This is a genomic window from Bifidobacterium sp. CP2, assembly GCF_018555635.1.
In the GTDB taxonomy this organism is placed as follows: domain Bacteria; phylum Actinomycetota; class Actinomycetes; order Actinomycetales; family Bifidobacteriaceae; genus Bifidobacterium; species Bifidobacterium saguinibicoloris.
On the sequence record NZ_JAFEJX010000003.1, the window covers coordinates 197,356 to 215,502 of the forward strand.

The following is an 18,147-nucleotide window of genomic DNA, read 5'->3' on the forward strand; positions in this document are numbered from 1 at the left end:
GGACCCGTGCCGCACCCACGCGGGCGCGTGGCGACGGGCTCAGAACAGGATGGAGTGGAGGGCGAGCGCGGAGGAGTCGGTGAGGGAGGCGACCTGGTCGACGGCGACGCGCAGGCGTTCGTCGTCGTTGGCGGCGTTCTCCCAGTCCTCGAGGAACTGCGCCTCGAGGATGTCGGAAGGGTGGGGCGAACCGTCAATGAGCACGTCGACGAGATCCGTCACGATGCGGCGTTCCCGCTCGTGCAGCGGCTCCTTCTCACCGGGCGCCATGACGAAATACACGGCCACGCCCTTCAATGCGACGATCTCGTATGCGGTGTCCTCGGGGATGACGACGTTCGCGGAGTACCGGGTGAGCGGGCCGGAGCCGTATGTGTCCCTCGTGGCCTCCTCGACGCTCCATGCGAACCGTCCGATGAGGTCGGAGGTGATGTTCTTGAGCTGTGCGAGCGCGGTTCTGGATCCGTTGAAATGCTCGGGGAACATGTCGAGACGCCTGAGCCGCAGGAGCGCGGCGACGAGCCTGTCCTCCTGCCATTGCGGGCCGTACCATTCGCGCGCGGAGACGGCGATGCGGTCGACGATGCGCGCGTCGCGCAGGACGATGGGCTCGAACGCGCCGGTGGCGATGGCGTCCTCCACGTCATGCACGGAGTAGGCGATGTCGTCGGACAGGTCCATGATCTGGCATTCCATGGGTTTCGCCTCATGGGGCGCACCGGTCTTCAGCCAACGGAAGACGGGTTCGTCGTCCGGGTACACGCAGTATTTCAGGCTGCGCTCCCCTTTGGGGTGTTGCGCTGCCTCGGCGAGGGTCCACGGGTATTTGACGGCCGCGTCGAGCGAGGCACGCGTGAGGTTGACTCCGGCGGAGCGGCCGTCCGGGTGGAACACCTTCGGTTCGAGTCTGGTGAGGAGGCGCAGGGTCTGCGCGTTGCCTTCGAATCCGCCGATGTGCGCGGCGATGCGTGCGAGCTCACGTTCGCCGTTGTGTCCGAAGGGCGGGTGGCCGAGGTCGTGGGAGAGGCATGCGCAGTCGACGACGTCGGGGTCGCAGCCGAGGAGTTTGCCGATCTGGCGTCCGATCTGCGCCACTTCGAGCGTGTGGGTGAGACGCGTGCGGGCGAAGTCGTCGGTGCCGGCGACGAGGATCTGGCTTTTGGCGCCGAGCCTGCGCAGCGCGGACGAGTGGATGAGGCGGGCCCTGTCGCGCTCGAACGCGGTGCGCGCGGCCGATTTGGGAGGTTCCGGCGCCCAGCGCTCCTCATCGGAGGCGGCGTACCCCTCCCCCGCCGGTATGCGTTCGACCGGTCGTGTCTGTTCCATAGGCGACTCCCCTCGCCCACAGCCTATCAGTCGCGCGGAACCTCTCCGACGTCGTCCCGGCTGTCCTGCCGTTCGTGCTGCTGCAGCTGCTGGAGTTCGGCGACCTCGTGTTCGAGTTCGGCGATGCGGCGGACCTGTTGCGCGATGAGCAGGTCGCGCAGGTCGCGCCTGCCGTTGCGCACGCGGAGTTTGGGAACGAAGGTGCGTTCCTCGGTATGGTCGTCGTTCCGGTCGGCATGCGGTTCGGTTCCGGCACGCTCGTCGCCGTCAAGGTATTGACCGCGCCAACGGGCTATGCACCGTTCGATGCGTTTGTACCCGATGAGCGACGAGTCGAGGCCGTTGTCATGGAAGATGCGGGCGGGCGAGTCGCCCGCGGCGTAGCGTCGGATGCATTCGCGCTTGAACGCCTCCGTGTAGCGGATGCGGCCGTTGGATACGCGGTCCACGGCCGGCAGGGACCTGAGGTATGCGACCTCCTCGTTCGTGAACTCACCGACTTCCACGACGACCTCCTTTCCCGGGTCATGACACATGCGATGGGTTCGATGCATCCGTTATATCGAACAGATGTTCGAAGCGGGCGATATCTACCGCTTGCCGTCAAGCGGCGTGTCGCCATAAGAAACGGGCGCGCCGGCCGCGCGATACGACCGGCGCGCCCCATTTGTTGTTGGGGATTGGGCCTCACCCGGCCATGCGACGGGCATGGTCCGGATGAGACGTCGGCATCATGCTCACGCGTTGAGCGCGCGCTTAGTGGCACGGCTCTTGGCGAACACCGTGGCGGCCGCGCCGGCGAGCAGCGCGCCGAGCACGACGAACAGGGCGATGCCCGCGGCGCCGGTCTTCGGCAGCTCGGTCACGTTCTTCACGTTGAGGACCGTGGCGGTGGTCTTGTCGGCGGGAATGGTGACGAGACCGTACAGGTCGTCGGCCTTCCCCTTGGTGACCGTCGGGTTGCCGTTCTCGTCGATCCGCACGGTGAAGTTGGCCTTGACGGACTGCATGTAGCCCTCAGCCGGCTTCTGCTCACGGACCACGTATCCCCACGCCTTCAGGCCCTCGACCTTCACGACGCCGCTCTTCGGGGTGCGCAGCCTGGTGGTGTATTCACCGACCTTGACGTCCTTGTCCTCACGATTGACGGACGGGTCCGTGTAGTCGGACTCCTTCTTGTCTGCGGCGCGCACGTATTCGCCTTCGCCGACCTTCTTGAACACGAGCGCGTTGCCGATGCCGTCCCCGGAATAGACGACGTCGAAGTACGCGCCCTCGACGCCGGCACCCTTGGCGTCCACCTTGGTGAACTGGAACTTGCCGAGCGTGGTGGTCACGGTCCTGCCGCCGGATTCGGTGCCGCCGTTGTGGCTGACGGTCGCGGTGTTGGTGACCTTGTCCAGGGCGTCGCCGTTGACCAGAGCGGTGTAGGCGAGCGTGATGGTCTTACCATCGTTGCCGGCCACGTTGTCCAGCGTGACCGTGGTCGTGGTCTGCCCGGTCGCGGCGTCCACGGTCGGGCCGGAGAGCGTGTAGTCGGCGCCCGCCGTGAGCGCGGTCTCGTTGCCGTCGAGCTTGCCGTTCGAGTTCTCGTCGTAGAACACCTTGATGCTGTCCGCGTTCACGGTCAGGCCCTTGGAGGCGACGTCCTTAATCGCAAACGTGTAGGTCTCGTATCCGGTGGTGTTCGGCACCTTGCCGGAGACCGCGTAGCTGAGTTTCTGGCCGACCTCGGCGGTGTTGTCGGCCGCGCTGCCGTCGACCTTCTTGTCCGGCGTCGGGGCGACGTCCGGCTTCACATCCGCCACACCGAGCTTCTGCTCGGTCGCCGGGGTCGCGTCCGTGTCGAACAGGGACGTGCACACGGTGCCGTTATCGTCCTTCAGCGCGGTGGCGACCAGCAGGTTCGTGCCGTTGCTGTCGGTGACGAAGTACCAGCCGGCGGCGGGGACGGTGGTGGCCTGGCCGAGCGTCAGCGGAGTGCCGGTGACGGACGGCTCGTCGGATCCGAGCTTCGTCGGCACCTGCAGCGCCTTCACGAAGGCACGCAGCTTCGCGCCGTCCTTGACGGTGTCCAGCCGAGCGATGGCGTACAGATTGTTCGGCGCGTCGCCTTTCTCGATCTGCGCGGCCGTCATGGCGTCGGAGATCTTCAGATCCCACTGGCTGCCGTCGACGGGTTCGAGCCCCACGGAGGTAAGACGACCCTGATCGTCCACCACGGCATCCGTGTACGAGGCGATCCGGTACGCGGTATACGTGTTGTTCTCGGCCTTGTCGTCGACCTTGTTCAGCGTGATGGTCGGCTGGTACGTGTCATCCAGCGTGACCTCCGCCGCATTCGCGGTGGCCGCGCCCAACGCGAAACCACCCAGCAGGGTCGCCGCCGCGGCGACGCCTGCGAAAAGCTTCCTCAACTGCATGAGAAAACCCTCTCTTCCTTACCTATTCTCCGTGCCCCGACCGAAGCCGTCGGCACGATTGATTGTTCTTGCAATCGCGGAGGCTCCGGCCCCTTCCGGAGCCTTCACGATCCGCAAATCCTTCTGTTGCCGCTGAACACTCAGGCCATGAGGCCCTTGCGCTTGCGGTATTCGTTGGCGACGAGCGCTCCTGCGGCCGCGACGATCGCGGCGATGCCGCCGAACACGAGCCAGTCGCGCGCGCTCATGCCACCGGTGAACGGCAGCACGGAGACCGGCGGAACGAACGTGTTCACGAACGTGGGCGCCTTGCCGATGATGCCGTCGCCGTCCGTGTCGTTCCCCGTGACGTCGCCGTAGGTGACGACCGCATCGAGCCCGCCGTCGACATCGGTGACGACGACCTTGACGGCGTACCCGTCAGTGCCGTTGGTCTTGCCGGTGTCGTACCGCCAGCCGTCCGCCGGATCGGCGGTGTCCTCCTTGAGCCGGAACGTGTAGGTGCCGGCCTTGGTGAACGTGAGTTCGGGCAGGGCGCCTGCGGTGGCGGTGCCGTCCTGCCGCAGACCGACCGTCTGCGTGGCGCCGGCCTTGATGGCTCCCGTCGTGTGCGCGGTCAGCTGCCTGACGGTGTCATTGCCGGACGCCGTGGCGCATGCGGACCAGTCGAGGCCGGAGGCGTCGCACTTGGCAAGATTCCTGGGCGCGGTGGCGCCGGGGACGGTCACATCGCCGGTCCCGTCATCAGTGCGGATGAGCGTGAACGTGAAGTTCCTGCCGTTCTCGCCGGACCAGTCGCCGCCCTGCACCTGCTTGTCCAGCTGGATGCGGGCGTGCGCGTCGGTGGTCTCGTCGGCCACGCGGATGATGGTGGAGCCGGTGAACAGCGCGGACGCGTCCGTGAGGTCGGCGAGGGCCTTGCAGCCGTCGGGCGTCGTGGATTTCGCCGGGCAGGGCGTCACCTTGACGTCGGTGAAGCCGTCCTCGGATGCGAATGTGGTTTCGAGCAGCGTCTGGTTGGCGTACCGGTTCCAACCCTTGTCGAGGGCGAAGTAGCCGTATTTGAGCAGGGGGATGTCCGCCGTGTCGCCGTAGCCGTACTGGAAGTGGCGCAGCGATTCCTCGGTGGTCGGCGCGTCGGTCCAGGTGAGCGTGCCGTCGGCCCCTTGCGTGCCGGATTGTTTGATGCCGTTGACGTACTGCAGTGGATCGTCGCCGCCGTCGCCGGCCCATTGGGTCATGGTGCGCACGAGCGTGCCGACGCCCACGTTGACGCTGACGTCGTCCTTGGCTCCGGATGCGACCTGATGCATCGTGCCGTCGGCATCCCGCGTGTAGGCGGTGGCGTCGGCGTGCACACCGGTCGCGTCGACGACGACCTTGGTCCAGTGTTCGTTGACCCGGTAGCCCTTCGGCGCCGCGGTCTCCTTCACCCAGTAGGCCTTGCCGGTCTCCAGCAGAGTATTGTCGTTCGCTTCGGGGAAGCTGACCGCGCCTTCCAAGCTGAGACGTCCATCGGCGACCTTCTGATCGGTGGTCTGCTTTTCGGCGAGCGGCTTGGTTGCGGGTGCGCCGTTCTCGTCGGCGTACAGGGCGAAGGTCGCCTGGCTGTCGGAGGTTCCCGGTGTGCCGGCCTTGACGGCCACGCCGTTCTCGTCGGTCTTCTGCACGACGAGGATGTTCCGGATATTCGGCACCTGGATTTCGGTGGCGTATTTACGGTCGTAGCCTTCGCTGTCCAACCGGAGCATGCCGGAGGTGTCCGTGCCGTCCTTGTTTTGGAGCACGTCGTTCGGGATGTAGTAGTAGCCGATGGCGTAATGCACCGGATCGCCCTGTTGCGCGGCGTAGTAGTATTCGCCGATTTCGCCGGGCAGGTCCTCCACGTCGGCCATCCACTGGCTGCTGGAGTTCGGGGCGAACGTGTTGTAGGCGTCGCCGTGTTTGGCGTAGTTGCTTTGCGCGGCCTTGAGCACGCCGGCGAAGCCTTCGCCGGTCTGCGTCCATCCGTCGACTGCGTCGCCGGTGACCGCCTGCCAGCATTCCTTCGCGTCGCTCACGCTCTTGCAGGCGGTGCCGTTGAAGCGCATGGGCACGGCGACGAGGCTGCCGTCTTTCAGCATGGCGCTGGTGATCTCGGTCTTGCCGGAGCCACCCGCGCGTTCGCCGGTGACGCGCCCGTCCGTGATGGTGGTCTGCACGCGCGGCGTGGCGATGGCTCCGGTTGCGAACCGGTTGTTCGACACCGCGTACACGTTGTGGGCGTCGGTGGCGTCCTGTCTGAGTTCCAGTTGGATGTCCTTCACCGGACGGTAGCCCTGCGGGGTCTGCGCCTCCCTCAGCACGTAGTGGTGGCTCTTCGCGTACAGCTGGCTCAGGGTGATGTTCCTGCCGGAGGCGTCGACGAAGGTGAACTGGCCTTGTTCGTCGGTGGAGCCGGTCGCCGTGGGCGCGGCGCCGTCCACGACGGCGTAGTTCCCGTCCGCCTGGTAGAGGTCGAAGAGTACGCCGGGGATCGGGGTGCCGGTCTGGTCGATCTTCACCACGTCGCTTTGCGGGATGGTGCGCAGATTGAACTTGAGCATCATGTTCGACTGGTCGTTGCCGCGTTCGAGGTAGAAGAACCGGAGCGTGTGCTGCGTGTCGTCCCCGTAGACGTACTTGCCGTTCGAGGCGCGCTTCCAGCCGGCGTCCGCGCTGAAGTCGGTGACGCCGGCGTTGCGGTACATCTGTTCGAGGGTGGTGGTGTTGCCGCCGACAGTCACTTCGCCGGTGGCGAAGTCGATCTTGCCTTCGGCACGGCCGTGGCGTCCGCCGATGTCGAGGACGAGCGTGTCGTCGATGTACACCCATACGTCGTCGTCGCCGGAGAATTCGAACGTCGTGTCCTTGTCTCCGGTCAGACCGTTCGTCGGCTGGGTGAACGGCACGGTCATGGACAGGCCGAAGCTGTGGTTGAGTCCGCCGCAGTCGGTGAGCTTGTCCGGGTTGCAGCCGTGGGCGAGCAGGTCCTGCACGGCGGGGCTGATCGAACCGTTGTTGAGCGGGAAGAATCCGAGGCTGTTCGCGTCCGAGGCCTTGGTCTCGGTCCATGAGTAGTTGCCGTTGGCGTCCTTGGCGTCCGAGAGCCGGGCGTGCGTGTTGCGGCTGTCGTACGTGTAGTAGCCGTCGGTCATCTGGAACAGGTTGGCGTTGACCGGATAGTTGGTCTTGTAGCAGGTGATCTCGTCCTGCGTGCAGGCGGTGTTCCTGTCCGCCCCATTGAACAGGTAGGCGAGCGAATCGGTGGCGCCGTTCGTCACGTCCCCGGTGTTGAGCGTCTGTCCGTCGGCGGTGACGATGTCGCGGCTTCCGGCGAGCCGCGGGTATCCGTCATTCCCCAGAGTGGGGTCGACGATGCCTTGACGTACGGCGCTGCTGCCGTCCTTCGCGGGGACCGAGCCGACGCCCTGCTTGGCGGAGGCGTTCATCCACGGCGTGTAGTTGCGTCCGCCGGAGATCGTGTCCCACGCGTATTGGGAGAACTTCAGCGCGCCCTGGTTGATGCCGGAGTCGCGGTGATTGCCGGCGTCGGCGTTGATCTGCCGGAAGTCGAAGCCGTAGTCCTCTTTGTATTGGTTCAGCTGTTCGAGGGTGCCGTCGTGCTCGCCGGGGTTGTCCCAGTCGTATCCCCAGTAGTCGTTGAACGTCATGGTGGCGCCGGCGGGCGCCTTCGTGGCGATTGCGGAACCGTCCTGCGCCGCGGCCTGCGCGGCGGAGGAGGCGCCCTTCCCCGCCTGTGCCGCCATGGCGGTGGCGCCCACTCCGGCCGCGGTGCCGATCATGGCGAGCGTGGCCACCAGTGCGCCCGTCCTTCTCATCATGTCCTGCAGACCTGTGCTCGTTCGCATTGCCGTTTGCATCTCTTCCCGCATTCCCATGCGTCCGTGTCTCGGTTCCCTCCGACCCCGGAACCCCCTACCACGGGGCAAACAGCACCATCCCGGAATCTTCCGTACGCACGTATCGTATCCATTGAAAACTGCGGATTACAGCCCCCCAAAGCCCCTTTCGGGCACCACAATGCCCCCTCCATCATCCCCCATCCACAGTATAGATAGGGGGCCTGCCACGTCCCCACGTATGAGGGGAACTATGAGATACGCCACATCATCCGGATCGGTATCCGGCGTGGCGGCCATGTCCGGCCTTCGGTACGGCGCGGACCGCTTTGTCCGGCGACGTTCATCGGATACGAGAAGGGGCCTTCCGGCGAACCGGAAGGCCCCGATGCGGCGCGAGCGGCGGAGGCGACGTCACAGCAGCGTGGACGCGTCCAGCTTGGCGAGGTCCGCGGGCGGCAGCACCTCGGCGGCGTGCTCGTACAGGCGCGGGATGCGGTTCCTCAGGCAGGTGAAGATCTCGTAGCTGATGGTGTCCGCGGCGCGGGCCCAGTCGTCGGCGGTCGGCTCGGCGAACTCCTCGCCGCGGCCCGGACCGAACAGCTCCACGGTGTCGCCCTCGTGGACGCCCAGCGCGGCGGCGGAACCGTGCAGGTCGAGGATGAACTGGTCCATGCACACGCGGCCGGACACGCGGTACAGCTTCGGTCCTTCGGTGGTCATCACGCGCACCGGCCCGCCCGGCTTCTCCACGTGCTTGGCGCCCTGCATGTCGAAGCCGGAGGCGGAGCGGTGGATGCCGTCCGCGTAGCCGAGCGGCACGATCGCGGTGGAGGTGTCGTCGGGCGTCAGATACGTGCGGCCGTAGGAGATGCCGTGGCCGGCCTCCACGTCCTTGACGGTGCCGAGCTGCGCCTGCAGGCGCATCGCCGGCTTCAGCTCATAGCGGGAGGGCGTGCCCATCGCCGGATCCGGCTCATAGCCGTACAGGCCGATGCCCGGGCGCGTGAGCTCGAAGTGGATCTCCGGGCGGGACAGCGTGGCGGCCGTGTTGGCGAGGTGACGGATCTCCGGAGGGATGCCGGCGGCCTCCATGCGGCGCGTGAAGTCCTTGAAGTTCTCGATCTGACGGTCGGTGGAGGCGACGAACTCGGGCACGTCCGGACTGTCCGCCACGGCGAGGTGGCTCCATTGGCCCACGATGTGCAGCACGCCCTCCTTGGCGAGGGGCACGAGCTTGGCGAGCGCCGCGTCGAACCCTTCCGGGGTGAAGCCGTTGCGGCCGAAACCGGAATCGACCTTCACGTGCACGCGGGCGGTCCTGCCGAGCCTGCGGGCCGCCGCGGCGACGGCGTCGATGCCGGGCAGGGAGCCGACGGACACGTCGATGTCGTTGGCGATGAGCTCGTCGAACGGCACTTCCGCGCCGTTGTAGACCCAGGTGAGGATGTGGCAGCGGTCGGGGCCGATGCCGAGCTTCCTCAACAGCAGCGCCTCATGCGACTGCGCGGTGCCGAGCCAAGTGGCGCCGCCGGCGAGCGCGGCGAGCGCGGAGGGCAGCAGGCCGTGGCCGTAGGCGTCGGCCTTGACGACGCCCATCACGGCGGTGCCGGAGTCCGGTCCGCCCACCACATGCACCAGATGCGCCATGTTGTCCCGCATGGCCTTGAGGTCCACGATGGCCTGCGCCGGGTAGCGGCGGCGCGCGGCCGCATAGTTGGCTTTGCCTTGTTCCCCGGAGAAATCGATGCCGGGGGCTGCGTTCATAGTCATGAGGCCCTATTCTTGCTCGGCTTGGTGACGAGACGGTAACCGGGCCCACATTGCGGCCGTCCGGCGGACGGCGGCGCCATCGTCCACCGACGTCGTGTTCCATGGGAGAAGACGCATCGTGAGACGCGCGCCCCCGTTTCTCCCGCACCGCACGTATACTCTCCCCTTACACGGTTCGCTTGCCGTTCTCCCGCTCGTAACCTGCGGAGGCAACAATCAACCGTATTGTTCAGACTCCCGGCGTTGAGGCGTGTCGGGGTCCCGGAATTCCGTCCGGTCAAGCCCATTCCACTAATTCATGAGAGAAGACCATGAATCTGTTCCGTAAGAAAACGGTGGATCAGCTTGTCGCCGATTCCACCCCGCTCAAGCGCACGATGCGCACCTTCGACCTGACGATGCTCGGCATCGGCGCGATCATCGGCACCGGTATCTTCGTGCTGACCGGCAAGGGTGCCCTGACCGCGGGCCCGGCCCTGTCCGTGTCGTTCCTGCTCGCCGCGATCTGCTGCGGTTTCGCCGGCCTGTGCTACGCCGAGTTCGCTTCGATGGCGCCCGTGTCCGGTTCCGCCTACTCATACGCGTATCTGGCGTTCGGCGAGCTCATCGCGTTCGTCATCGGCTGGAATCTGATCCTCGAGTACGCATTGCAGGCGGCCACCGTGTCCGCCGGGTGGGCCGGCTACTTCAACAAGCTGCTCGAGGACTTCGGCCTGAGCCTGCCGGTCGAATTGACCGCCGCGTACGGCACCACGCCCGGGGTCACCACCTACTTCAACCTGCCCGGCTTCATCGTCGTGCTGATCATCACCTGGGTGCTGTCCATCGGCATCAACCAGACGAAGAAGACCAACGACATCATGGTGATGATCAAGCTCGCCATCATCGCGCTGTTCATCATCTGCGCCATCTGGTACGTCAAGCCGTCCAACTGGCAGCCGTTCTCCCCGTACGGCATCTACACGTTCCAGCCCGGCTCCACCCAGCCGTACGGCATCCTGCCGGCCGCGTCCATCGTGTTCTTCAGCTTCATCGGCTTCGACGCGGTCTCCTCCTCCGCCGAGGAGACCGTCGAGCCGAACAAGACGCTGCCGCGCGGCATCCTCCTCTCGCTGGCCGTCTCCACGGTGATCTACATCATCATGACGCTGGTGATGACCGGCATCGTGCCCTATCAGGAGTTCGCGCAGTTCATCGACGCCCCGGTGGCCGGCGTGATCCTGTACACCGGCATGAACTGGCTCGCCGTGGTCGTCAACATCGGCGCGCTGGTCGGCATGACCACGGTGATGCTCGTCCAGCTGTACGGGCAGTCCCGCATCTGCTACGCGATGGGCCGCGACGGCCTGTTCCCGAAGTTCTTCAGCGAGGTGCACCCGAAGCACCGCACGCCGTTCAAGGGCACCTGGTTCTTCGGCATCCTCACCGCGATCGCCGGCGGCTTCATCAACATCAACATCCTGTTCGAGCTGGTGAACATCGGCACGCTGTCCGCGTTCATCATCGTCTCCGCCGGCGTGCTGTGGATGAGGAAGACGGCCCCGGACGCACATCGCGGGTTCAAGGCTCCGGGCGTGCCGGTGGTGCCCGTCCTGTCCATCATCTTCTGCCTGGTGTTCATCGCCGGCCTCAACTGGGAGACCTGGGTGCGCTTCGCGATCTGGCTGGCCATCGGCCTGGCCGTCTACTTCGGCTACAGCCGCAGGCACTCCAAGCTCGAGGGCGTGGACGACGCCGGCACCCCGCAGGTCGCCGCGACGAAGGCCGAATAGCCGCCACGTCCGCCCGATACGACGAAGCCCCCTCGATTCCTTGCAAGGGACCGAGGGGGCTTCGTCGTAGATTCAGGGCATCGGAATAACGCTGTCAGTCCATGCCTCTTACCACTCATGCCGCTGGTAGGCGATGCGCGTGGTGTCCGTGGGCCGGTCGATGAGCTGGATGAGCCCGCAGCGCGCGAAGCCGGCCGTCTCGAGCACGTGCTGCATGGCCTTGTTGTTGGGGTGGGTGTCGGCGCGCACGTTGCCGTGGTGCTTGAGCGCCCACATGATGCATTCGCGGGCCGCGTGCCTGACCAGTCCGGACGAGGCGATGCGGTGGATGGTCACGTAGGAGTCGCCGTCCAGCCAGGCGCCCTCGATGTGCCGGTAGGTGGGGTCCTCCCCCGGGCATACGGCGAATTGGGCGAGGATGCGCTCGTGTCCGTTGAGCGTGTCGACGAGCAGCATGGTGCGGTGGTTGGCGATGTCGTCCCTGACGACCTCCTCGCGGGGGAACGTGGTGCCCCACTGGGTGGGGTTGCCGTTGCGGGCCATGAGCTCCCGCGCATGAGCGTAGATCTTGAGCATCTGGGGGAAGTCGCGCATGGTGGCATGGCGGAAATGCCGGGAGGACGTATTGGAGACCACGGTTCACCTCACGGTAGGCGGGAATTGTTGTGACTGACCGGCTACGCTACCACGTCCGCCCCACAAACGCCGGGGCGTGGCCTCGCGATCCGGCCGGGAACGTGTTTCGGCCCTCCCGTCCGTGCGGCGGGAGGGCCGAAACCGATGGCGGGACGGCAATCGTCAGTGGGTGGCGATCTCGTCGACCTTGGTGACGTGTCCGCCGAACTGGGCCCTCAGGGCGGTGACGACGCGCAGGATGTCGTCGGCGGCGCCGCGCGAATCCTGGCGCTGCCACAGGGCGGCGGCCGTGGTGGGCGTGGGCACGCCGAGTTCGAGCGCCGCCTCGATCATCCACTTGGCCTCGCCGGATTCGTTGGCGACGGCGGGCACGCCCTTGAGTTCGGGGTCGTCCTTGGTGGCGTTCTCGAACAGGTCGAGCAGCCAGCTGGCCACGACGGAGCCGGACCTCCAGGAGACCATGGTCTTGGCGGGGTCGGTCACGTATTCGCTGCGCATCATCGTGGCGAAGCCTTCGCCGAACGCCTGCATCATGCCGTATTCGATGCCGTTGTGCACCATCTTGGCGAAATGGCCGCCGCCGACGGGTCCGGCGTGCACGAGCCCGTATTCGCCTTCCGGCTTGAGGCTTTCGAAGATGGGCAGCACGGTCTCGTAGTCCTTGTCGTCGCCGCCGATCATGAGCGCATAGCCACGTTCGGCGCCCCACACGCCGCCGGAGACGCCGCAGTCGAGGAAGCCGATGCCGTGTTCGGCGAGGGCGGCGGCGTGGTCGCGATCCTCGGTGTACTTGGAGTTGCCGCCGTCGACGACGATGTCGCCGGCCTCGAGCAGTTCGCCGAGCTTCGCGATCGTGGTTTCGGTGGGGGCGCCGGCGGGGACCATGACCCAGACGACGCGAGGGGCGTCGAGCGCGGCGACGAGCGCCTCAAGCGAGTCGACGTCGCGTCCGGAGTCCGGATCCATGTCGAAGCCGACGATCTCGTGGCCGTCCTCCCTCAGCCGCTTGACCATGTTGCCGCCCATGCGGCCGAGTCCGATCATTCCCATCTGCATTTCGGGTACCTTCTTTTCGCTGTGATGTGCTGTTGTGTTGGATGCGTGCGGTTGCGACTGTCCGCAACGGTACGGCGTCGCACCCGTTCGACGGTTGTTTGTTGCGGCTTGTTGTCGCGGTGCGTCAGAGGTTGAGCGCGCCGGCGACGGCCGCGGCCTCCTGGTCGGGGGTGCCCAGGCCGATGTGCACGTCGACGTGCGTCTCGTCGGCGCCCGGCTCCTCGAGGATGTCGAACTGGCTCTGGAGCATGCCGGGTTCTGATGATTTGTTGCAATGACGCGGCTTTTCGGCGTATCAGAATACAAAACGACCCTATGAACGTCTGATTTTGCGCGTAGCGTTGGCCCGCGAGGCCGTCGTTTTTGAATTTGTGTGATGTATCTCACATTTCCGAAATCCGTCCGTCGAAGGGCGAATTTTGGCGTTTTCCTCGTTGTACCGGGGTTTTCGGAATACGCCTCTCTCCGATATTCCCCAAGTGCCATACGGGAAACGCCCGTAGGCGTACACAGAACAGAAAGGTGTCTACCATGGCAAGCTTCTCTCGCCTGACCTCCTCCGCTACCGAGGTCGCTACTGCTCTCCGTTTCATCGCCCTTGCGTCCTGCGCTGATGCGCCCGTCCAGATGGATGGCGACAAGCCCAAGCTGTACGAGGGCAAGGAGGTTCATCAGCTCGGCAACCTCGCCGTGAAGGCGCTTCAGAAGGATGGCTCGTGGGCCGTCGTTCAGAACGTGTCCGTCAAGTCCTTCAGCGTGAGGGATTGGCCGCAGTTGGTCGAACTCAAGCCCACGGGGCGTGTCATTCTCACGCCCTACGTCAATCGCTCGAATCGGCTCGCGTGGTCGGTGATCGTCGAGGATCTCGCTCCTGTGGATGCGAACCCCGGCAAGTGACGGAATCCGATTTGAGGGGGGGCGGTCTTGATTGGTGGTCGGCTGGCCCCCTCCCCGTTGGAAGGAGCTGATGATGGCTATTCCCGATGGCGTCGTGCCTCTGGCTGAGGCCCTGCAAGGCACGGGCATGGATCTGCCCGAGTACACCCGGCTGTGGGCCTATTTCGGCAACAAGCCCGTTGCCGTGGAAGGTTTGTGGGGGCCTGCTGGGCTTCGCCCCCTCGATGCCTGCATTGCCGATGGCGTGCTTTTCGACCCCGTGGCGATCGCCTTCAACGTCGGTCTGATGCGCCGTGGCATGACCGAGATCCGCCGCATGCAGGAGCAGATGCTGACCGATGGCGAAACCCGCGATTCACTCGCCGAGCAGATCGAGCGTGAATGGCGGCAGGAGAAACGCGAGGAAATCCGCGAGATGCGATGGGAGGCTTCCCGATGATACTCGCGTTCCTCGCATTGGATGTGACGTTTCAGCTGGGCCTGACGGTTTGGCTGATGCTTTGGATGGACGGAAGGAGACTCCGCTATGAGCGGAAGGAAGCGGGCCGTGAAGGCTTGGCTGGAGCCGGGGGTGTATTCGGCTTTGCGGATGTGGGCGGCGGCGACGCCGGGCATGACCATCTCGAAGATGGTGGATCTAGCGATACGCCGGGAACTGGCCCGGTTGCAGGCCCAGCAGAAACCGCTGGACGTGACGAACTCCGACAAGCTGGAGGACTGGACGGAGGAGGAGATGGATCCGCGCGTGCGGGCCGTATCGAGGTCTCTCAGGACGGCTACCAGCGATGGAAACGGGAACGCGCCGAGGCGCGGGCTGCGCAAGACGGGAAGACGGCCCGATGATGCATGAACTGCTGGAATGGGCCACGTCCACGAGCGCGCCGGTATGGAGCGTGGCCGTCGCCCTTTTTGTGGGTATCTTCGCCCGCGAACTGACCGAAGCTTGGAACCATGATCGCGAACGGGAACGAGCAATGAGGGGAGGTGAGAACGATGATGCGACTGATTGACGGGGAACCATACATCTCACAATCCGACATGGCCGCGTTGGGGGAATGCTCCGACTCGACCGTGGCCTACCTGACCTCGCGCGGGGTCTTCCGCGAGTCGGTGAAACGAGCCTCGGGCCGGTATTGGTATCGGCTCGCGGACGCGCTCTCGTGGCGTGCGTCCTACCGGAAGGGGCGGTAGCGAAGAAGTTCCCCGGCTGGCCCCCGCGCTCGCGCGGGGGTCAAGCCCCCGAAGGGGGCGCAGACGGGAGGCCGCGAATGCGGCCGAGCGCCAGTACTATAGGGGAACTTCTGTGACAAAACCTCAAAACCGTTGGAAACATTGGCCTCGCGGGCCATTCCAACTTCTGTGACAAAACAGTTCCACCTCTGTGACAAATCCACTTCTGTGACAAAAACGCCCCGTGAAGAGGCAACTCCACGGGGCGGGAAGGAAAACGACATGACGGACATATCCACCGACACCGGGAAGACTATCTCGTTCGTCCGCAAGATCCGCTACCCGGACAAGGAAAAGGTGCGCAAGCTGAACAACATTGTCGCGCATCCCCGTTCGAGATGCTGGATGGTCACCATCCCCGCGAAGTACGTGAATCGTGACCCGACGATACTGACCGACGTCGCGAAACGCCCCGGATGGTCATACATAGGCCAGATGGAGGAGGGCACCGGCAAGCGCTTCGAAGAGAACGAGGGGAACCGTCCGAAAGCGCCGGAGGGAACCGTGGATCCGGAAGGGAACCCCGTCCAATGGCTGTACGGAACCGATGGGTTGTACCAGGGGCTTCAGCACTATCATTTTTGCTTCTATACGCCTCAGATGCGCATGGGGTCTTTCGCGAAGCTGTTTCCCACGCAGGCCCATATCGACAACGTGCAACGCGGGAAGGAGGCCGTCGCCCGGTACTGCTCGAAACTCGACACCCGTATCGCAGGTCCTTGGCAAAGCGAGGGATTCTCATTCGACGGCCAAGGCAAGCGCACGGATCTGACCGACAGGCAGGCCGCCCGGCAAACCGCATTCGACGGCACGAACCCCTTGACGCTGATCGCCCAGAATGTGGATCTCGCCCCCTACGCAAAGGAGCTGAAAGACGCATACGCCGCCGGGCAATACGAGCGCTCCAACAGCTACCGGGACGTGCAGATGCTGTATCTCATCGGAGACGGGCGCGTGGGCAAAAGCCTCTACGCGAAGGCATACGCCAAGCGTCGCAAGCTGCCGTTCTACATCGTGCCGAATCGCGGGCCGGATGGGACATGGCATCCATGGGATATGTACGACCAGCAGCGCACGCTGATCTGGAACGAATTCAACCGCGACAAAAAACCCGGCATGTCCCAGCTCCTCGAGTTCTGGGAGGGGGAGCCGCAAACCCAGCTCACGGCGAGGTACGCGAACGGTTTCGCCTTCTTCGACCGCATCGTGTTCACGTCGAACGTCGGGATACGCGATTGCTACGACGAGTCGGATCTGAAAAACCGCTCGGCATCGGTACTGGGGCGCATCACCACAGTTCGCGTCACGCTGGACGACGATCTGGACACCGTGCGCTTTGAAAAGATCGATGGGCCGACGTGGTGGGATGGATTGCCCGAGACGGAAAGCATCATCGGCATGATGGAGGAAGTCGGCATGACCGATGAGATGATACGCCACCACATCATCGAACGTCAGGAAGCCCTTGACGGGCGTCAGGAAACGATGGAGCAGGACGGGGAATGGGAGAACTCCCTGATGGAGGATCTGAAGGACTTCTGAAACCCCGTGGTACGGGCCGTAGCGGTACGCCGTGCGAAAGTGCCCGCCGCCCGGTGCCTCGGTGCCGGGATGTGACAGGCCGGTGGTGTGACGCGCCGTCCGGCGCCCCGACGCGGAGCCGCCGCTTGCAAGGCGTAGCGCTCGGGAACGTGCCGGACGCGCGTTGCCCCCGGCCCGGTGCCCCGACGTGCCGACGTGACGGAGCGGCGCGGTGCGGGGTTGCGTCGCGTACCGCGCTCGTACCACGACGGGATCAGACCGAAAAGGCCCCGGCCAGACTCTCAACGGCCTCGCTCTTCATCCCGAGGGTCTGGACGGTGTAGTACGCCGTCATCACGTTCGAGGAGTGGCCGAGGATCTTCTGGGCGGTCTCGATGGGGACGCCGCTCTGGGCCATCGCCGTGGCGCACAGGTTTCGGGACGTGTGCGGGTTCCAGCTCTTCCGCCAAGCCTTGCGCTCCTCCTCGCTGCTGAACCGGAGCACGGGCTTGTCGTTGTTCATCCGATGGGGCAGTTGGTTGATGTACGCCTCCAGCAGCTCGTACCAAAGCTGGCGGTGCTTCGACGGACGCAGCACATGACCCTTCGCGTCCAGCCACACGCAATCCCTCTCCCAGACGTACTCGCCGTGCCGATGACCGTTGCGGTGCATCTCCTGATCCAGCTGGAGGCCCAGCAGTGCCTTCCGCCACCGTTCGGGCAGGGGTATCGTCCGATGACCGGCGTCGCTCTTCGCGCCCGGCCTCAGGTACCAGCCGCTCAGCCCGCTTGTCTTCGGGTCGTGACGCTCCAGCACCTGACGGATCTCCACGGTGGCCGGCTGGCCTTTCCTCGCCCGCAGGTTCGTGAAGCACGACCATTCCAATCCCAGCAGCTCGGCGCTGCGCAGACCCAGCATCATCATCAGCACGCGCGGGTAGTCGTCGTGGTACGGGCACTCCGGCCTTTCCAGCCAGTCCAGCAGACCGCCGACCAGCTCCAGATGCGCGTCCGCAGTCCTCTCCACCAGCTCCCTGCGCTCCGGAACGTACTTGGGCTTCTTGACCAACGCCATCGGGCTGTGCCCCAGCACCTTCGTATCGATGGCGTAGGTGAAGATCGCCGTCAGCTCCTTGTGTATCGCGACCCTCACGCTCGGATACGGGCAAGCCTCGATGACCCGCACCGCGTCCGTGTCGGTGACGTCGCCGACACGCTTCTTGCCCATCGCTGGCAGGATCCAGTGATTGAACGTCTCCTTCTTCTTGCGCTTCGAATGCTCCCGGATCTCCGCCTCCGAATAGTGGCCGAGGTACCGCGCCGTGAACTCGTCCATCGTCGGGGTCTGCGGCCGCTCCAATCCCCGGCTGACCAGCCGGGACAGATTCTCGGCCCTCCGCTCCATGGCCTTCACGGGCGTGTCCCCATACCCGCGGATCTTCCTCTGCTTCCCGTCCACCGTCAGCGTCATCGCCGCGCACCACACGTCCTTGCCGTTGTTCTTCGTCTGGTAGACGGTGCCCAGACCCTTCATGCCACGTTGCTTTGCCATGCCTCAAATCGTAGCAGAAAACGACCCTACCAACGACCCTATGAACGGCAAAAAAGAAACCCCGGAACCTTGCGATTCCG

General features: G+C 65.1%; 16 protein-coding genes. 7 read left to right on the top strand and 9 right to left on the bottom strand.

Annotated features, from left to right (window positions below):
• Nucleotides 1–39: 39 nt before the first annotated feature.
• The 5 genes from JS531_RS03480 to alr form a co-directional block, all read right to left on the bottom strand.
• Nucleotides 40–1,326, bottom strand: coding sequence for a deoxyguanosinetriphosphate triphosphohydrolase (locus JS531_RS03480; RefSeq protein WP_214312705.1), 1,287 nt, complete (start codon nucleotides 1,324–1,326; stop codon nucleotides 40–42).
• Nucleotides 1,327–1,352: 26 nt separating this feature from the next.
• Nucleotides 1,353–1,832 carry a hypothetical protein gene (locus tag JS531_RS03485; protein WP_214312713.1) on the bottom strand — a complete coding sequence of 160 codons (480 nt, stop codon included), beginning with the start codon at nucleotides 1,830–1,832 and terminating at the stop codon, nucleotides 1,353–1,355.
• Between the two features lie 231 nt (nucleotides 1,833–2,063).
• On the bottom strand, nucleotides 2,064–3,749 hold the full coding sequence (locus JS531_RS03490) for an isopeptide-forming domain-containing fimbrial protein (protein ID WP_214312721.1): 1,686 nt from the start codon (nucleotides 3,747–3,749) through the stop codon (nucleotides 2,064–2,066).
• A gap of 140 nt (nucleotides 3,750–3,889) precedes the next feature.
• Complete coding sequence (locus JS531_RS03495; protein ID WP_214312723.1) at nucleotides 3,890–7,639, bottom strand: fibro-slime domain-containing protein; 3,750 nt, start codon at nucleotides 7,637–7,639, stop codon at nucleotides 3,890–3,892.
• A 405-nt stretch (nucleotides 7,640–8,044) separates the two neighbouring features.
• On the bottom strand, nucleotides 8,045–9,403 hold the full coding sequence (alr, locus tag JS531_RS03500) for an alanine racemase (protein WP_214312731.1): 1,359 nt from the start codon (nucleotides 9,401–9,403) through the stop codon (nucleotides 8,045–8,047).
• Nucleotides 9,404–9,714: 311 nt separating this feature from the next.
• Between alr and JS531_RS03505 the strand changes: the two genes are divergently transcribed.
• Entirely contained in the window at nucleotides 9,715–11,175 is a 1,461-nt protein-coding gene (locus JS531_RS03505) for an amino acid permease (RefSeq protein WP_214312738.1), read from the top strand.
• 108 nt (nucleotides 11,176–11,283) lie between these two features.
• Here the strand turns inward: JS531_RS03505 and JS531_RS03510 are convergent, their stop codons facing one another.
• The 3 genes from JS531_RS03510 to JS531_RS11245 all read right to left on the bottom strand — a co-directional run bounded on the left by JS531_RS03510 (nucleotide 11,284) and on the right by JS531_RS11245 (nucleotide 13,117).
• The gene (locus JS531_RS03510) at nucleotides 11,284–11,769 is read right to left on the bottom strand and encodes an N-acetyltransferase (protein WP_214312919.1); all 486 of its coding nucleotides are present in this window, start codon (nucleotides 11,767–11,769) and stop codon (nucleotides 11,284–11,286) included.
• Between the two features lie 204 nt (nucleotides 11,770–11,973).
• A complete protein-coding gene (gene gnd / locus JS531_RS03515; protein ID WP_214312746.1) occupies nucleotides 11,974–12,867 on the bottom strand; it encodes a phosphogluconate dehydrogenase (NAD(+)-dependent, decarboxylating) in 894 nt (297 codons plus the stop codon).
• A gap of 124 nt (nucleotides 12,868–12,991) precedes the next feature.
• The gene (locus JS531_RS11245; RefSeq protein ID WP_276313131.1) at nucleotides 12,992–13,117 is read right to left on the bottom strand and encodes a hypothetical protein; all 126 of its coding nucleotides are present in this window, start codon (nucleotides 13,115–13,117) and stop codon (nucleotides 12,992–12,994) included.
• Between the two features lie 281 nt (nucleotides 13,118–13,398).
• Here JS531_RS11245 and JS531_RS03525 point away from each other — a divergent pair, with 281 nt between their 5' ends.
• The 6 genes from JS531_RS03525 to JS531_RS03550 all read left to right on the top strand — a co-directional run bounded on the left by JS531_RS03525 (nucleotide 13,399) and on the right by JS531_RS03550 (nucleotide 16,536).
• Entirely contained in the window at nucleotides 13,399–13,764 is a 366-nt protein-coding gene (locus tag JS531_RS03525) for a hypothetical protein (protein WP_152358727.1), read from the top strand.
• Nucleotides 13,765–13,834: 70 nt separating this feature from the next.
• Entirely contained in the window at nucleotides 13,835–14,203 is a 369-nt protein-coding gene (locus JS531_RS03530) for a hypothetical protein (protein ID WP_163197355.1), read from the top strand.
• A gap of 87 nt (nucleotides 14,204–14,290) precedes the next feature.
• Nucleotides 14,291–14,614, top strand: coding sequence for a hypothetical protein (locus JS531_RS03535; RefSeq protein WP_152358725.1), 324 nt, complete (start codon nucleotides 14,291–14,293; stop codon nucleotides 14,612–14,614).
• Complete coding sequence (locus JS531_RS03540; protein WP_163146924.1) at nucleotides 14,604–14,774, top strand: hypothetical protein; 171 nt, start codon at nucleotides 14,604–14,606, stop codon at nucleotides 14,772–14,774. The genes JS531_RS03535 and JS531_RS03540 overlap by 11 nt, the downstream gene beginning before the upstream one ends.
• On the top strand, nucleotides 14,758–14,955 hold the full coding sequence (locus JS531_RS03545; protein WP_214312748.1) for a hypothetical protein: 198 nt from the start codon (nucleotides 14,758–14,760) through the stop codon (nucleotides 14,953–14,955). The genes JS531_RS03540 and JS531_RS03545 overlap by 17 nt, the downstream gene beginning before the upstream one ends.
• 261 nt (nucleotides 14,956–15,216) lie before the next feature.
• On the top strand, nucleotides 15,217–16,536 hold the full coding sequence (locus tag JS531_RS03550) for a hypothetical protein (RefSeq protein WP_214312750.1): 1,320 nt from the start codon (nucleotides 15,217–15,219) through the stop codon (nucleotides 16,534–16,536).
• A 253-nt stretch (nucleotides 16,537–16,789) separates the two neighbouring features.
• Here the strand turns inward: JS531_RS03550 and JS531_RS03555 are convergent, their stop codons facing one another.
• Complete coding sequence (locus tag JS531_RS03555; protein WP_214312752.1) at nucleotides 16,790–18,067, bottom strand: tyrosine-type recombinase/integrase; 1,278 nt, start codon at nucleotides 18,065–18,067, stop codon at nucleotides 16,790–16,792.
• Nucleotides 18,068–18,147 lie beyond the last annotated feature (80 nt).

Bases quoted from the DNA above. Each gene is read 5' to 3' on its own strand.
- JS531_RS11245 (WP_276313131.1), bottom strand. From the start codon at position 13,117: ATGCTCCAGAGCCAGTTCGACATCCTCGAGGAGCCGGGCGCCGACGAG.
- JS531_RS03535 (WP_152358725.1), top strand. From the start codon at position 14,291: ATGAGCGGAAGGAAGCGGGCCGTGAAGGCTTGGCTGGAGCCGGGGGTG.
- alr (WP_214312731.1), bottom strand. From the start codon at position 9,403: ATGACTATGAACGCAGCCCCCGGCATCGATTTCTCCGGGGAACAAGGC.
- JS531_RS03525 (WP_152358727.1), top strand. From the start codon at position 13,399: ATGGCAAGCTTCTCTCGCCTGACCTCCTCCGCTACCGAGGTCGCTACT.
- JS531_RS03550 (WP_214312750.1), top strand. From the start codon at position 15,217: ATGACGGACATATCCACCGACACCGGGAAGACTATCTCGTTCGTCCGC.
- JS531_RS03540 (WP_163146924.1), top strand. From the start codon at position 14,604: ATGATGCATGAACTGCTGGAATGGGCCACGTCCACGAGCGCGCCGGTA.
- JS531_RS03505 (WP_214312738.1), top strand. From the start codon at position 9,715: ATGAATCTGTTCCGTAAGAAAACGGTGGATCAGCTTGTCGCCGATTCC.
- JS531_RS03545 (WP_214312748.1), top strand. From the start codon at position 14,758: ATGATGCGACTGATTGACGGGGAACCATACATCTCACAATCCGACATG.
- JS531_RS03510 (WP_214312919.1), bottom strand. From the start codon at position 11,769: ATGCGCGACTTCCCCCAGATGCTCAAGATCTACGCTCATGCGCGGGAG.
- gnd (WP_214312746.1), bottom strand. From the start codon at position 12,867: ATGCAGATGGGAATGATCGGACTCGGCCGCATGGGCGGCAACATGGTC.
- JS531_RS03490 (WP_214312721.1), bottom strand. From the start codon at position 3,749: ATGCAGTTGAGGAAGCTTTTCGCAGGCGTCGCCGCGGCGGCGACCCTG.
- JS531_RS03495 (WP_214312723.1), bottom strand. From the start codon at position 7,639: ATGCGAACGAGCACAGGTCTGCAGGACATGATGAGAAGGACGGGCGCA.
- JS531_RS03555 (WP_214312752.1), bottom strand. From the start codon at position 18,067: ATGGCAAAGCAACGTGGCATGAAGGGTCTGGGCACCGTCTACCAGACG.
- JS531_RS03530 (WP_163197355.1), top strand. From the start codon at position 13,835: ATGATGGCTATTCCCGATGGCGTCGTGCCTCTGGCTGAGGCCCTGCAA.
- JS531_RS03480 (WP_214312705.1), bottom strand. From the start codon at position 1,326: ATGGAACAGACACGACCGGTCGAACGCATACCGGCGGGGGAGGGGTAC.